This is a genomic window from Bradyrhizobium sp. HKCCYLS3077 (assembly GCF_051167555.1).
GTDB lineage: Bacteria > Pseudomonadota > Alphaproteobacteria > Rhizobiales > Xanthobacteraceae > Bradyrhizobium.
Window position 1 is genome coordinate 451,653 of record NZ_JBNPTH010000003.1, and the last position, 13,920, is coordinate 465,572.

The window sequence follows — 13,920 nt, forward strand, 5'->3', positions numbered from 1 at the left end:
TCAGCCCGCTGCACTGCGGAATTTTGCAGCAGCGGGCACGCGGCGATCCGTTCGGGCAATGCACGGCGGGTGCTATTTCAAGATGCCTTGGCGCAGACATGCGCGCTCGGCTAGTTCAGTCGCCCGGCTGCGCCGGCGTCGTTCCACCGGCGCTGTTTGTCCACGCCCAGTCGCGGATCTCCGGCATGTCCTCGCCATGCGCCCGGATGTAGCGGGCATGTTCGATCAGTGCGTCGCGGAATTTCTGCTTCACATGCGCCGCCGCGACGCTGAGCCCAGGCACCCGTTCGATCGCTTCGATGGCGAGATGGAAACGGTCGAGCTCGTTGAGGACGACCATGTCGAACGGCGTCGTCGTGGTGCCTTCCTCGATGAAGCCGCGCACATGCATGCCGGCATGGTTGGTGCGGCTGTAGGTCAGCCGATGGATCAGATAGGGATAGCCGTGATAGGCGAAGATGACAGGCCTGTCGGTCGTGAACAGGCTGTCGAAATCGCGATCGCTGAGGCCGTGCGGATGCTCGGACCGTGGCTGCAGGGTCATCAGGTCGACGACGTTGACGACGCGGATCTTGAGGTCCGGCAGCTCCTGGCGCAGCAGGTCGACGGCGGCGAGCGTCTCGAGCGTCGGGACGTCGCCGGCGCAGGCCATCACCACGTCGGGCTCCTCGCCGGCGCGCTCGGTGCCGGCCCACGACCAGATGCCGATGCCGGCGTCGCAATGAACCGCGGCCTCCCGCATCGAGAGGAATTGCGGCGCGGGCTGCTTGCCGGCGACGATGACGTTGATGCGGTCATAGGTCCGCAGGCAGTGGTCGGCGATCCACAGCAGCGTATTGGCGTCCGGCGGAAAGTAGATGCGGACGATGTCTGCCTTCTTGTTGGCGACGAGATCGACGAAGCCGGGATCCTGGTGGCTGAACCCGTTATGGTCCTGCCGCCAGACATGCGACGTCAGCAGATAGTTCAGGGACGCGATCGGACGCCGCCACGGCAGCTCGCGCGAGACCTTCAGCCATTTGGCGTGCTGGTTGAACATCGAATCCACGATGTGGATGAAGGCCTCGTAGCAGGAGAACAGGCCGTGACGGCCGGTGAGCAGATAGCCCTCCAGCCAGCCCTGGCAGAGATGTTCGCTCAACACCTCCATGACCCGGCCGTCATGGGCGAGATGGACGTCATAGGGCTCGATGCCTTCCATCCAGACGCGCTCGGTGACGTCGAACACCGCGTCGAGCCGGTTCGAGGCGGTCTCGTCCGGGCCCATGATGCGGAAGTTCCTCGCCTCCGCGTTCAGCCTCACGACCTCGCGCAGAAACTTGCCGAGTTCGCGCGTGGCTTCGGTGATGGTCTCGCCGGGTGAGGTGACCTCGACCGCGAAGGCCCGATAATCCGGCAGCTTCAGCTCGCGCTTGAGCAAGCCGCCATTCGCATGCGGATTGGCGCCCATGCGCCGCGTCCCCTTTGGCGCGAGAGCCTGCAACTCCGGCACGAGACGGCCGTTCGTATCGAACAGCGTCTCCGGCTGATAGCTCTTCATCCACGCTTCCAGCAGAGCGAGGTGCTCCGGCTTGCCGCGCGGATTTGCGATCGGCACCTGATGCGCGCGCCAGAAGCCCTCGACCTTGAGGCCGTCGACTTCCCTAGGCCCGGTCCAGCCCTTCGGGCTGCGCAGCACGATCATCGGCCAGCGCGGCCGCTGGATCGCCGCATCCGGCTGGCGCGCGTTCTGCTGGATCGAGCGGATGCTGGCGAGGGCGACGTCGAGCGCGTCGGCCATCTGCCGGTGCATCGCCTTGGGCTCGTCGCCTTCGACAAACAACGGCGCGTAGCCATAGCCTTCGAACAGGGATTTGAGCTCGGCATCGCCCAAGCGGCCGAGCACGGTGGGATTGGCGATCTTGTAGCCGTTGAGATGCAGGATCGGCAGCACGGCGCCATCGTGCGCCGGGTTCAGAAACTTGTTCGAGTGCCAGGACGCCGCCAGCGGGCCGGTCTCGGCCTCGCCATCGCCGATCACGCAGGCGACGATCAGATCGGGATTGTCGAACGCGGCGCCGTAGGCGTGAACCAGCGCGTAGCCGAGTTCGCCGCCTTCGTGGATCGAGCCCGGCGTCTCCGGCGCCGCGTGGCTCGGGATGCCGCCGGGAAAGGAGAACTGCCGGAACAGCTTTCGCAAGCCGTCCGCGTCACGGCCGATATCGGGGTAGATCTCGCTGTAGCTGCCTTCGAGATAGGTGTTGGCGACCATGCCGGGACCGCCATGGCCGGGACCGCAGACATAGAGGACGTCGAGATCCTGGGCGACGATGGCGCGGTTGAGATGGGCGTAGATGAAGTTCAAACCCGGCGTCGTGCCCCAATGGCCGAGCAACCGAGGCTTGATGTGCTCCGGCTTCAGCGGCTCGCGCAGCAGCGGATTGTCGAGCAGATAGATCTGGCCGACCGAGAGATAGTTGGCTGCCCGCCAATAGCGGTCGAGCAGGTCGAGATCGTCAGCGGGAAGGGTCGGTTGGGGAGAACTGAGCTGCATGGGACCTCGCTTGCCGTCCGTTTCGCGCCTGCGGGAGAGTACAGGAGAGTAACGCCGCACCGTCCCGTTCCAACGCGGCCGCAGCATAGAACGGGAATGTGATGGCTGGCCTTGCGCAGGCTCAGAACCGATCCTCCGAGCTTGTTCAATTTTGATCTTGTTATGTTCTCTTTTTGTGCTATGTCTTGGCCATGAGCCGAGCATCTTCACATGCCCTCAAGCGCCCGCCGGTCCCGGTGCCCTCCGAGCCGGTGGGCGCGCCTTCGTCTGGTCCTGATACGACTGGTCCTGACAAGGACTTTCCCGAACTCGCGGTCGCCATCGAACGGGGCCGGCGCCGCGGCCGGGGTGCCCAATCCAATGCGAGCGGCCGCTACGAGGCGGAGGCCCGTGTTGTCTTCGACGATGGCTGGCAGAGCCTCGAGGACTTGCCGCCGTTCAAGACCACGGTCGCGACCGACACCTCGCGCAAGGTCATCACGCGCAACGATTCTCCCGACATCGGCTTCGACCGATCGATCAATCCGTATCGCGGCTGCGAGCACGGCTGCGTCTACTGCTTCGCGCGGCCGACCCACGCATTCCTCGGCCTGTCGCCGGGGCTGGATTTCGAATCCAAGCTGTTCGTGAAGCCAGAGGCGCCGGCCCTGCTGGAGAAGGAGCTTGCCGCCAGCGGCTATGAGCCGCGGATGATCGCGATCGGCACCAACACTGATCCGTATCAGCCGATCGAGCGCGAGCGGAAGATCATGCGCGGCATCCTCGAGGTGCTGGAAAAGGTTGGCCATCCCGTCGGAATCGTCACCAAGTCGGCGCTGGTGATGCGTGATGCCGACATTCTGGCGCGGATGGCCAAGAAGAACCTGGCAAAGGTCGCGATATCAGTGACCACGCTGGATCCGAAGCTGGCCCGCACCATGGAGCCGCGGGCCTCGACGCCGTCGAAGCGGCTGGAGGCCTTGCAGGCGCTGTCGAAGGCGGGCATCCCGACCACGGTGATGGTGGCGCCGGTGATCCCGGCGCTCAACGACAGCGAGATCGAGCGCATCCTCGATGCCGCTGCTCATGCCGGCGTCAAGGAAGCGGCCTATGTGCTGTTGCGGCTGCCGCTGGAGGTGCGCGACCTTTTCCGCGAATGGCTGCTGGAGCACTATCCGGACCGCTATCGCCATGTCTTCACCTTGATCCGCGACATGCGCGGCGGCCGCGACTACGACTCGCAATGGGGCACGCGCATGAAGGGCACGGGACCGATGGCCTGGATGATCGGACGCCGCTTCGAGATCGCGTGCGAGAAGCTCGGCCTGAACAAGCGGCGGACCAAGCTGACCACGGATCATTTCGTGCGGCCGAAAGGCGGCGGGCAGCAGTTGAGCCTGTTCTGAGGCGACCTCAATTCGGAACTCGGCGGATGGGAATAGCGGGGAATTGAGGTCCGCTCCGGTTGCGCTGCGTTGGCTCGTTCCGCACGATGCCGGCCATGATTCGGGACCAAGCGAACAAGCCGGGCAGGGCGAAAGCGGCCGGTGCTGCGAAGAAGAGCGCCGCTGCGAAGGCCGCGACCAGGGCGGGCGCGGCCAGCAAGGCCGGCGCCAAGCTCGGCAAGGGCGTCATCGCGGTGGCCCCGCCAAGCTTTCGGCGCGAGCGGGCGCTGTTGAAGCAGGGCATCTGGCCGGTCGCAGGCTGCGACGAGGCCGGCCGCGGTCCGCTCGCAGGACCGGTGGTGGCTGCGGCGGTGATTCTCGATCCCAACCGCATCCCGAAGGGGCTCGATGATTCCAAGCGGTTGACCGCCGAGCAGCGCGAGATTCTCTTCGACAAGATCTGCAAGACCTCGGCCTTCGCCGTTGCCTTCGCCTCGCCGTCGCGAATCGATCGCGACAACATTCTGCGGGCGTCGCTGTGGGCGCTGTCGCGCGCGGTGAAGGCGCTGCCGGAGGCGCCGAAGCACGTGTTCGTCGACGGCCGCGACCGTATCGACGTCGGTTGCAACTGCGAGGCGGTGATCGGCGGCGACGGGCTGGTGATGTCGATCGCGGCGGCCTCGATCGTCGCCAAGGTCACGCGTGACCGGCTGATGTGCGCGCTGGCGCAGGACTGCCCCGGCTACGGCTTCGAGCAGCACAAGGGCTATGGCGTGCCGGATCATCTCGCCGCCTTGGACCGGCTCGGCCCCTCGGTGCATCATCGCAGCCTGTTTGCCCCGGTCGTGGCGGCCCGGCAGAAGCATCAGCCTTTGGCGGTCGAGCCCGAGCCTGATCTGTTCGCGGAGATCACGCTGGTCACGTCCACCGAAATCTCGCTTGGCACCTGATGCCGGTTGCCTCGACCGCGCCACGGTCTTAAAGCTTGAGGCAGCCAGCCAGCACGAAGTGTCACTCCTCGCAGCGGGGGCGGTGTTGTGCGCCCAGTCGTGCGGTATCGATTGCGGGCGTCGGACAGCGAGGCTGCTGCGCATGAGGGGCGGTCCTGCCGGCATCCCCGACGTCCCAAGCGATCCCAGCTTCAAAGCGATCCCAGCTAAGCGATCCAGCCGTTCATGCGTTTCACGTCCCTGGTTGTCGAACTGATCCGCGCAAGACCGCGGCTGGTCGTCGTCATCGTGGTGCTCTGCCAGGCCCTGATGTGGCTCGGCCTTGCCGTGCTGTTCTACCGCAGCCCGCCCGGCCAGCTCGCCACCGCGATCGCCTTCGGCCGTGAGTACCAGGTCGGCACCGATCTCGGGCCGCCGCTGTCGTTCTGGCTGTCCGACATCGCCTACCGCATCGCCGGCAACCATCTGTTCGGCGTCTATGTGCTGGCCGTGGCGTGTTCGGCGCTGAGTCTCTGGGTGATCTATCTCCTGGCGCGTGCCATCGTCGGCGGCCAGCAGGCCGTGCTTGCGGTGCTGCTCACGATGACCATCACCGCGTTCGGCGCGCCCACGCTCGAATTCGGTCCCGAGGTGCTGGCACGGCCGCTGTGGGCGCTGCTGCTGTTGCATAGCTGGCGGATTCTCGGGCAGGGCCGGCGCAACGCCTGGTTCGCCTGGTCGATCGAGGCGGGGCTGCTGCTGCTGACCACGCCAGCGGCCGCCTTCCTGTTGCTGCTGCTCGCCGGCTTCGTGGTCTCGACCGCGCAGGGCCGCCGCGTGCTGCGCTCGTTCGATCCCTTGTTCGCGCTGCTCGTGGTGCTGGCGCTGGCGCTGCCCTACCTGATCTTCGTGCTGCGCTCCGACAGCGTCGGCCTGCCGGCCTTGCCGCTGCTCGCGGACCTCTCGTTGCGCGGCTGGCACTGGCTTGCGCTCGTCGGCGGCTTGCTGCTGGCGATCGCCGCGATGCTGCTGCTGGTCGTGCTCGATGCCTCCTGGGTCAGCCGCGGCGATACCGAGGCGCCGATCATCTACCGCCGTTCCGTACCGCCGCTCGCCCGCGACTTCGTCTATTGCTTCGCGATCGCACCGGCGCTCGCGGGCAGCCTGATCTCCGGCCTGTTCGGTCTTCCTGGCGTGCTCGGCGGCACCGCGGTCAGCCTGACCATGGTCGGGCTGGCCCTGGTCGTCGCCTCCGGGGACCTGATCTATCTGCGCCGGCAGCGCCTCTTACGCGTGGTCTGGGCGGCCGCGGTCGCCGCGCCCGCCATCCTCGTCGCCGGCAATGCCGTGGTGCAGCCTTTGACCGGCGACGGCGAGGTCGCCACCTCGATGCCGGCCCGCGACATCTCGCGCTTCTTCGTCGAGAGCTTCGAGCGCCGCACCAATCAGCGGCTGCAGGCGGTCGCCGGCGATCCGCGGCTCGCCAGCCTCGTTGCCCTCGGCCGCCGCCGCGCGCATCTGTTGCTCGACGCCACGCCGCAGCGGACGCCATGGATCACGCCGGCGAAATTCGCCGAGACCGGCGGCATCGTGGTCTGGCGCGCCTCCGACACCGCGGGCACGCCGCCGCCGGAGCTGGTCCAGCGCTTCCCCGGCCTGGTGCCGGAAGTGCCACGTAGCTTCGACTGGCTGATCAACGGCCGCCAGCCGGTGCTGCGCATCGGCTGGGCGATCGTGCGGCCGAAGGGGACGTAGGGCTATCCACGTTCTCCGTCATTGCGAGGAGCAGTTGCGACGACTTGTCCGCCATAGCCCGGAGGGCGACGGCGGAAGCAATCCAGAGTCGTGAGCGAGACTCTGGATTGCTTCGCTTCGCTCGCAATGACGCGGAGAGAGGCGTTTCAAACCGCCAGCACCGTCGCGACCGCGCGCAGATCCTGCCAGGACAGCCGCTTGTAGGATGGCGAGCGCAGCAGATAGGCCGGGTGGAAGGTGGCGATCGCGCGGATGGTGCGCTTGCCGGTATCATACTCGCGCCATTTGCCGCGCACGCGCATGATGCCCTCGGTGGTGCCGAGCAGCGCCTGGGTCGACGGGTTGCCGAGCGTCACCAGCACGTCGGGATCGACCAGCTCGATCTGGCGGCGGATGAACGGCAGGCAGATCTGCGTCTCCTGCGGCGTCGGCGTGCGGTTGCCGGGCGGCCGCCACGGAATCACGTTGGCGATGTACACCTTCGTCCGATCGAGCCCGATGGCGCCGATCATGCGGTCGAGCAGTTTGCCCGAGCGGCCGACGAAGGGCAGCCCCTCGATGTCCTCGTCGCGGCCCGGTGCCTCGCCGACCAGCATGATGCGCGCCTCCGGGTTGCCGTCGGCGAACACCAGCCGCGATGCTGTTTGTTTCAGCGCGCAGCCGTCGAAATTCTCCAGGAGATCGCGCAATGCCTGCAGCGTAGGCGCCGTGCGCGCCGCCTCGCGCGCCGAGGCGATCGCGGCATCCGGAGGCGGCGGCGGTTCTCCGCGCGGCGGAATGATCGCCGGCGCGCCCGGCCGGCCGGCCTGCGGCGCAGCCGCCTGCTGCGCGACCGGCGCAGCCGCGGGCGCGGGCTCTGGCTCGACCAGCCGGTTGATCGGCTCGTCCGCGAGCGCGCAATCGACCCCGGCCTCCAGATAGAAGGCGAGCAGCTGGCGGATGTCGGGGAGGGGCTCGGGGGTCATCATGATCGTCAACTCAAGACAGTCTACGCTGTCCCGGCGCATGGCGGAATGCATTTACGTGGTTGTCCTGCCCCGAAAAATCGGAAACAAGAGCTTGGAATAACCCAAAAAAGGGACGGAACGCCCTAGTGTTCCGGCGGCCGCCTTCGCTCCCCTCAGGACCCACCTCCAGCGAAACGCGAACGCCTTGAGGAACCCTAGTTAAGTCATTGTCGCTATTGCAGCTCTCGGGTTTGACCTTTGCTTGCGCCAGGGGGCGGCAGGGGCCACATCCACTGCACCAGCCGGGCCTTGAGATCGAGAGACATGAGCACCGAAGAATTACCCGAGCGCGAATCCATGGAGTTCGACGTCGTGATCGTCGGCGCAGGCCCCTCGGGCCTGACGGCTGCGATCCGGCTGAAACAGCTCAATGCCGATCTCAACGTCGTCGTGGTCGAGAAGGGCTCCGAGGTCGGCGCGCACATCCTGTCCGGTGCCGTGATCGATCCGGCCGCGCTCGACAAGCTCATTCCCGATTGGCGCACGGATGACGACTGCCCGCTGAAGACGCAGGTGCAGGTCGACAAGTTCTACTGGATGACCGAGAACGGTGCGGTCTCGCTGCCGGCCTTCGCGATGCCGCCCTTGATGGACAACCATCACTGCTACATCGGCTCGCTCGGCAATGTCTGCCGCTGGCTGTCGCGCAAGGCCGAGGCGCTCGGCGTCGAGATCTATCCGGGCTTCGCTGCGACCGAGGTGCTGTACAACGAGCAGGGCGCGGTGCGCGGCATCGCCACCGGCGACATGGGCATCGGCCGGGACGGCAAGCCCAAGGCCTCGTTCACCCGCGGCATGGAGCTGCTCGGCAAGTACACGCTGTTCGCCGAGGGCGCGCGCGGCAGCCTCTCCAAGCAGCTGATTTCGAAGTTCGCGCTGGACGCTAAGAGCGAGCCGCCGAAATTCGGCATCGGCCTCAAGGAAGTCTGGCAGATCGATCCCGCCAAGCACAAGAAGGGCCTGATCCAGCATTCGTTCGGCTGGCCGCTCGACATGAAGACCGGCGGCGGCTCGTTCCTCTATCACTACGACGACAATCTGGTTGCGGTCGGCTTCGTCGTGCATCTGAACTACGACGATCCCTATCTGTCGCCGTTCGAGGAATTCCAGCGCTTCAAGACGCATCCCTCGATCCGCGAGGTGTTCGAGGGCGGCAAGCGTCTCGCCTATGGCGCGCGCGCCATCACCGAGGGCGGCTATCAGTCGGTGCCGCGGCTGTCGTTCGCCGGCGGCGTGCTGATCGGCTGCGCGGCCGGCTTCGTCAACGTGCCGCGCATCAAAGGCGTGCACAATGCGATGGGCAGCGCGATGCTCGCGGCCGAGCATATGAACGCCGCGCTCGCCGCTGGCCGGGCCAATGACGAACTGGTGGAGTATGAGAACGCCTGGCGGGATTCGCCGGTCGGGCAGGACCTGTTCAAGGTCCGCAACGTCAAGCCGCTGTGGTCGAAGTTCGGCACCGTGCTCGGCGTCGTCCTCGGCGGCTTCGACATGTGGTGCAACACGCTCGGCTTCTCGCTGTTCGGCACCCAGTCGCACGTCAAGCCGGATCGCGCTACGCTCGATCCCGCCAAGGCGCACCAGCCGAAGCCTGCGATGAAGCCGGACGGCAAGCTGACCTTCGACAAGCTGTCCTCGGTGTTCTTGTCGAACACCAACCATGAGGAAGACCAGCCGGTACACCTGAAGGTTGCCGACATGGCGCTGCAGAAGAGCTCCGAGCACGACGTCTATGCCGGGCCGTCCAACCGCTATTGCCCGGCCGGCGTGTACGAATGGGTCGAGGACGGCGCGAGCCCGCGCTTCGTGATCAACGCGCAGAACTGCGTCCACTGCAAGACCTGCGACGTCAAGGACCCCAACGGCAACATCACCTGGGTTCCTCCGGAGGGCGGCGGCGGCCCGAACTACGAGGCGATGTAAGTCGCGCCTTTTTGCGCACGATTGCGTGAGTCGGCTGCCCCGGGAGGGGCGGCCGGTCACGATACGGCCATACTGGCGCGGTTTGACGCAGGTCAGCTTTGCCAAAGGGGCTTCCGGCTGACCCGAATATCCTGCAAATCCTTGCGGTTGGCCGCCAAACGCGGCATTGTCGGCGTGCTGAAGAGCTGCCGATCGGGGTCTCGTCCGTGCCGATCCGTCATTTCCAACAACCAGAGCGCACCGTGATGTTATCCATTCGCAATCGCTGGACCGCAATTGCCGTTGCCGCCTTGCTGCTTCCCGGTACCGTTCTGGCACAGACGCCGGATCACCCGGCCGATAACACCGCGAAGTTTCCGACCAGCGTCGATCTGAAGTCGCTCACCACCTCGGGCAGCTATCTCGCCGCCCGCCACGCCAGCGTGGAGCGCGACGCGGCCTCGGCGGCGGCGTTCTACCGCTCCGCGCTGCGCACCGATCCGAAGAACAACGAGCTGCTCGATCGCGCCTTCATCTCCTCGGTCGCCGACGGCGACATCGACGAGGCCGTGAAGCTCGCGGAGCGTGTGCTTGCGGTCGACAAGTCCAACCGCATCGCGCGTCTCGTGATGGGCGTGCAGGACATCAAGCAGAAGAAATACGCGGCCGCGCAGAACAACATCAACCAGTCGGTGCGCGGGCCGATCACCGACCTCGTCGCCACCCTGCTGTCGGCCTGGGCCACGGCCGGCGCGGGCGACGCCAAGGGCGCCGTGGCCAACATCGACAAGCTCACCGGTCCGGATTGGTACCCGCTGTTCAAGGACCTTCATGCCGGCATGATCCTCGAACTCGCCGGCAAGGAGAAGGAAGCGGGCGCCCGCTTCGAGCGCGCCTACAAGCTCGACGATTCGATGCTGCGCATCACCGAGGCCTATGCGCACTGGCTGTCGCGCAACAAGGACGCGGCCTCCGCCACCGCGATCTATGAGGCCTTCGACAAGAAGCTCGCGCGCCATCCGCTGGTGCAGGAAGGCCTGCGCGACACCAAGGCCGGCAAGAAGATCCCGCCGCTGGTCGATTCGCCGCAGGCCGGCGCCGCCGAGGCGCTGTACGGCATCGGCGCCACCCTGAGCCGCCGCGGCGGCGAGGACCTCGCGCTGGTCTATCTGCAGCTCGCGCTGCACCTGCAGCCGAATCATCCGCTGGCGCTGCTGTCGCTCGCCGATCTCTACGAGACGGTGAAGAAGCCGCAGATGGCGATCAAGGTGTATGAGCGGGTGCCGGCAAGCTCGCCGCTGAAGCGCAACGCGCAGATCCAGCTCGCGACCGATCTCGATGCCGCCGACCGCAGCGACGAGGCGATCAAGATCCTCAAGGACGTGATCGCGCAGGATCCGAAGGATCTCGAAGCCATCATGGCGCTCGGCAACATCGAGCGCGGCCGCAAGAAGTTCGCCGACTGCGCCAAGACCTATTCGCTCGGCGTCGATTCGCTGCCCGCCAACAACGACAAGGCCAACAGCGTCTATTACTACTATCGCGGCATCTGCCTGGAGCGCTCGAAGCAGTGGCCGAAGGCCGAAGCCGACATGCGCAAGGCGCTCGAGCTGCAGCCCGACCAGCCGCACGTGCTGAACTATCTCGGCTATTCCTGGATCGACCAGGGCGTCAATCTCGACGAAGGCATGAAGATGATCAAGCGTGCCGTCGAGCAGCGCCCCGACGACGGCTACATCGTCGACTCGCTCGGCTGGGCCTATTTCCGCATCGGCAATTACGAAGAGGCGGTGAAGAACCTCGAGCGCGCGATCGATCTGAAGCCCGAGGATCCGACCATCAACGACCATCTCGGTGACGCCTATTGGAAGATCGGCCGTAAGCTGGAAGCCAAGTTTCAGTGGGCGCACGCCCGCGACCTGAAGCCGGAGCCGGAAGAGCTGCCGAAGATCGAGGCCAAGATCCAGAACGGCCTGGCCGATGATCCGGCGCCTGCGGCGGCCAGCAACGATACCAAGGACACGCCGGCCGACGCCAAGAAGGACGACGGCAAGGGCGGTTAGGTCCTACCGATCACGATGTGAGAGCCATCACGGGCTCCTCGGCTTGCCGGGGAGCCCGGATTGATTTTGATGAAGGTGTGGTGGTGACGGCCGCGGGCGTTTCGTCCCGGGCCGGTCGCGTTACCAGATCTCCACCACCGAAGAGCTTGGGGGCATTGCGCCGATGTTGGCGTCCACGGTCACCGGCGCGCTGCAGGAGCAGGGCCGCGCCAAGGTCAATCTCACGCTGCGCGTCGTCGGCCGCCGCGTCGACGGCTATCATGATCTCGAAAGCGTGGTCGCGTTTGCCGACTGCGCCGACCAGCTCACCTTGCTGCCGGGCGAGGGGCTGACGCTGACCACGACCGGGCCGCTGGCGGACGCCTGCGGCGACACGTCGGACAACCTCGTGCTCAAGGCGGCGCGGCTGTTGGCGGAGGCCGTGCCGGGCCTGAAGCTCGGCGCGTTCACCCTGGAGAAGGTGCTGCCGGTGGCGGCCGGCATCGGCGGCGGCTCGGCCGATGCAGCAGCCGCGCTGCGGCTGCTGGCGACGCTGAACGGCCTGGCGCTGGATGATCCGCGCCTGCAGGCGGTGGCGCTGAAGACCGGCGCCGATGTGCCGGTCTGCGTGCCCTCGCGCGCCTGCACCATGACTGGCGTCGGCGAGAATCTTCAGCCGCTCGCGCTGCCGGTTCTTCCCTGTGTGATGATCAATCCGCGCGTGCCGGTCGCGACCAAGGACGTGTTCCAGGCGCTCGGGCTGAAGCCGGGTGATCTGCTGGTCGGGGTGACCGACGTGCTCGCTGCGCCGGCCTGGCCGAAGGCTGGCTCGTCAATCGGCGATTGGGTCAGCGCATTGGATCAGGTGAAGAACGATCTCGAGCCGCCAGCACTGAAGGTGGAGCCGGTCATCGGCACCGTGCTTGAGGCATTGCGTGCGAGCACGGGCGTGCTGCTGGCACGGATGTCGGGCTCGGGCGCGACGTGCTTCGCGATCTATGGCAGCGAGGCGGATGCGAAGGCGGCGGGTGCTGCGATCGCCGCCGCGCATCCGGAGTGGTGGGTGCACGCGGGCACGCTGAGTTAGCTGCTCCGCCGTCATCGCGAGCGAAAGCGAAGCGATCCAGGGGCGACACGGACAGTCTCTTCCACGGCCCCTGGATTGCTTCGGCGCAAGAGCGCCTCGCAATGACGCGTGTGGCAGGTTTGGTCGCCTCACCACCGCTGCTATCGCCCGGCTTGACCGGGCTATCCGGTACTACGAGACGATCGTGAGTCCACGAGAAGCCGCGGTGTACTGGATGCCCGCTTGCGCGGGCATGACACCATAGGGTGGAGACGCACCCCCGCGAACTAATGCGACCGCGCCAGACAGAACGCCACCACCTGCTCCAGCGCCGTCTTCATCGGTGACGCCGGGAACAGCGCCAGCGCATCCACCGCCATCGCACCATAGTGATGCGCGCGGCTGATCGTGTCTTCCAGCGCGCGATGCTTGTTCATCAGGCCGATGGCGTGGTCGAGATCATGATCGTTGATCTCGCCGCGCTCCAGCGACTTGATCCAGAACGCGCGCTCGCTGTCGCTGCCGCGGCGGAAGGCGAGCACGACGGGCAGGGTGATCTTGCCCTCGCGGAAATCGTCGCCGACATTCTTGCCCAGCTTGGCGGCCTTGCCGCCATAGTCGAGCACGTCGTCGACGAGCTGGAAGGCGATGCCGAGATTCATGCCGAAGGAGCGCGACGCGGTCTGCTCGGCCTTGGGACGATCAGCGAGCACCGGGCCGACTTCGCAGGCGGCGGCGAACAACTCGGCGGTCTTGCCGCGGATCACGGCGAGATATTCGTCCTCGGTGGTCGCGGTGTTCTTGGCGGCGGCGAGTTGCATCACCTCGCCCTCGGCGATGGTGGCGGCCGCGGCCGAGAGAATGTCGAGCGCGCGCAGCGAGCCGACCTCGACCATCATGCGGAACGCCTGGCCGAGCAGGAAGTCGCCGACCAGCACGCTGGCCTCGTTGCCCCACAGCATGCGCGCGGACAATTTGCCGCGGCGCATTTCGCTTTCGTCAACCACGTCGTCATGCAGCAGCGTCGCGGTGTGCATGAACTCGACGGCCGCGGCGAGCTTGACGTGACCGTCGCCGCCGTACTCGGTGAGATGCGCCATCGCGAGCGTCAGCATCGGCCGCAGCCGCTTGCCGCCCGAGGAGATCAGATGATTGGCGACCTCCGGAATCATCGTGACGTCTGAGCCGGTCCGCGAAATGATCGTGGCGTTCACTCGTTCCATGTCGGCCGCGACCAGACCGACCAGCCCATCGATCGAAGCGCCCGATGGACTTTCGAAAGGTACGATAACCGCCACGCTGGTCTCCAATTTTGCTATCCT

Annotated in this window: 9 protein-coding genes; 6 read left to right on the forward strand and 3 right to left on the reverse strand. The window is 66.3% G+C overall.

Annotated elements, in window-relative coordinates; genetic code table 11:
- Positions 1–115 precede the first annotated feature (115 nt).
- Positions 116–2,533 carry a phosphoketolase family protein gene (locus tag ACQR0Z_RS13935; protein WP_434918979.1) on the reverse strand — a complete coding sequence of 806 codons (2,418 nt, stop codon included), beginning with the start codon at positions 2,531–2,533 and terminating at the stop codon, positions 116–118.
- A 191-nt stretch (positions 2,534–2,724) separates the two neighbouring features.
- Here ACQR0Z_RS13935 and ACQR0Z_RS13940 point away from each other — a divergent pair, with 191 nt between their 5' ends.
- The 3 genes from ACQR0Z_RS13940 (at position 2,725) to ACQR0Z_RS13950 (ending at position 6,581) form a co-directional block, all read left to right on the forward strand.
- Complete coding sequence (locus ACQR0Z_RS13940; RefSeq protein ID WP_434918980.1) at positions 2,725–3,918, forward strand: PA0069 family radical SAM protein; 1,194 nt, start codon at positions 2,725–2,727, stop codon at positions 3,916–3,918.
- Between the two features lie 86 nt (positions 3,919–4,004).
- Positions 4,005–4,847, forward strand: coding sequence for a ribonuclease HII (locus ACQR0Z_RS13945; protein ID WP_434918981.1), 843 nt, complete (start codon positions 4,005–4,007; stop codon positions 4,845–4,847).
- A gap of 225 nt (positions 4,848–5,072) precedes the next feature.
- Complete coding sequence (locus tag ACQR0Z_RS13950) at positions 5,073–6,581, forward strand: glycosyltransferase family 39 protein (protein WP_434857039.1); 1,509 nt, start codon at positions 5,073–5,075, stop codon at positions 6,579–6,581.
- 146 nt (positions 6,582–6,727) lie between these two features.
- Here the strand turns inward: ACQR0Z_RS13950 and ACQR0Z_RS13955 are convergent, their stop codons facing one another.
- Entirely contained in the window at positions 6,728–7,546 is an 819-nt protein-coding gene (locus ACQR0Z_RS13955; RefSeq protein WP_434919313.1) for a uracil-DNA glycosylase, read from the reverse strand.
- 306 nt (positions 7,547–7,852) lie between these two features.
- Between ACQR0Z_RS13955 and ACQR0Z_RS13960 the strand changes: the two genes are divergently transcribed.
- The 3 genes from ACQR0Z_RS13960 to ACQR0Z_RS13970 all read left to right on the forward strand — a co-directional run bounded on the left by ACQR0Z_RS13960 (position 7,853) and on the right by ACQR0Z_RS13970 (position 12,619).
- Positions 7,853–9,511, forward strand: a complete 1,659-nt coding sequence (locus ACQR0Z_RS13960; protein ID WP_434857038.1) for an electron transfer flavoprotein-ubiquinone oxidoreductase — start codon at positions 7,853–7,855, stop codon at positions 9,509–9,511.
- A gap of 245 nt (positions 9,512–9,756) precedes the next feature.
- Entirely contained in the window at positions 9,757–11,553 is a 1,797-nt protein-coding gene (locus tag ACQR0Z_RS13965) for a tetratricopeptide repeat protein (protein ID WP_434919314.1), read from the forward strand.
- A gap of 163 nt (positions 11,554–11,716) precedes the next feature.
- A complete protein-coding gene (locus ACQR0Z_RS13970; RefSeq protein ID WP_434918982.1) occupies positions 11,717–12,619 on the forward strand; it encodes a 4-(cytidine 5'-diphospho)-2-C-methyl-D-erythritol kinase in 903 nt (300 codons plus the stop codon).
- 266 nt (positions 12,620–12,885) lie between these two features.
- Here ACQR0Z_RS13970 and ACQR0Z_RS13975 read toward each other — a convergent pair whose 3' ends face one another.
- Positions 12,886–13,896, reverse strand: coding sequence for a polyprenyl synthetase family protein (locus ACQR0Z_RS13975; protein ID WP_434857036.1), 1,011 nt, complete (start codon positions 13,894–13,896; stop codon positions 12,886–12,888).
- Positions 13,897–13,920: the final 24 nt, after the last annotated feature.

Excerpts from the sequence above, each read along its gene's own strand:
- ACQR0Z_RS13960 (WP_434857038.1), top strand. The coding sequence starts at position 7,853 with ATGAGCACCGAAGAATTACCCGAGCGCGAATCCATGGAGTTCGACGTC.
- ACQR0Z_RS13935 (WP_434918979.1), bottom strand. The coding sequence starts at position 2,533 with ATGCAGCTCAGTTCTCCCCAACCGACCCTTCCCGCTGACGATCTCGAC.
- ACQR0Z_RS13945 (WP_434918981.1), top strand. The coding sequence starts at position 4,005 with ATGCCGGCCATGATTCGGGACCAAGCGAACAAGCCGGGCAGGGCGAAA.
- ACQR0Z_RS13950 (WP_434857039.1), top strand. The coding sequence starts at position 5,073 with ATGCGTTTCACGTCCCTGGTTGTCGAACTGATCCGCGCAAGACCGCGG.
- ACQR0Z_RS13965 (WP_434919314.1), top strand. The coding sequence starts at position 9,757 with ATGTTATCCATTCGCAATCGCTGGACCGCAATTGCCGTTGCCGCCTTG.
- ACQR0Z_RS13940 (WP_434918980.1), top strand. The coding sequence starts at position 2,725 with ATGAGCCGAGCATCTTCACATGCCCTCAAGCGCCCGCCGGTCCCGGTG.
- ACQR0Z_RS13955 (WP_434919313.1), bottom strand. The coding sequence starts at position 7,546 with ATGACCCCCGAGCCCCTCCCCGACATCCGCCAGCTGCTCGCCTTCTAT.
- ACQR0Z_RS13970 (WP_434918982.1), top strand. The coding sequence starts at position 11,717 with ATGTTGGCGTCCACGGTCACCGGCGCGCTGCAGGAGCAGGGCCGCGCC.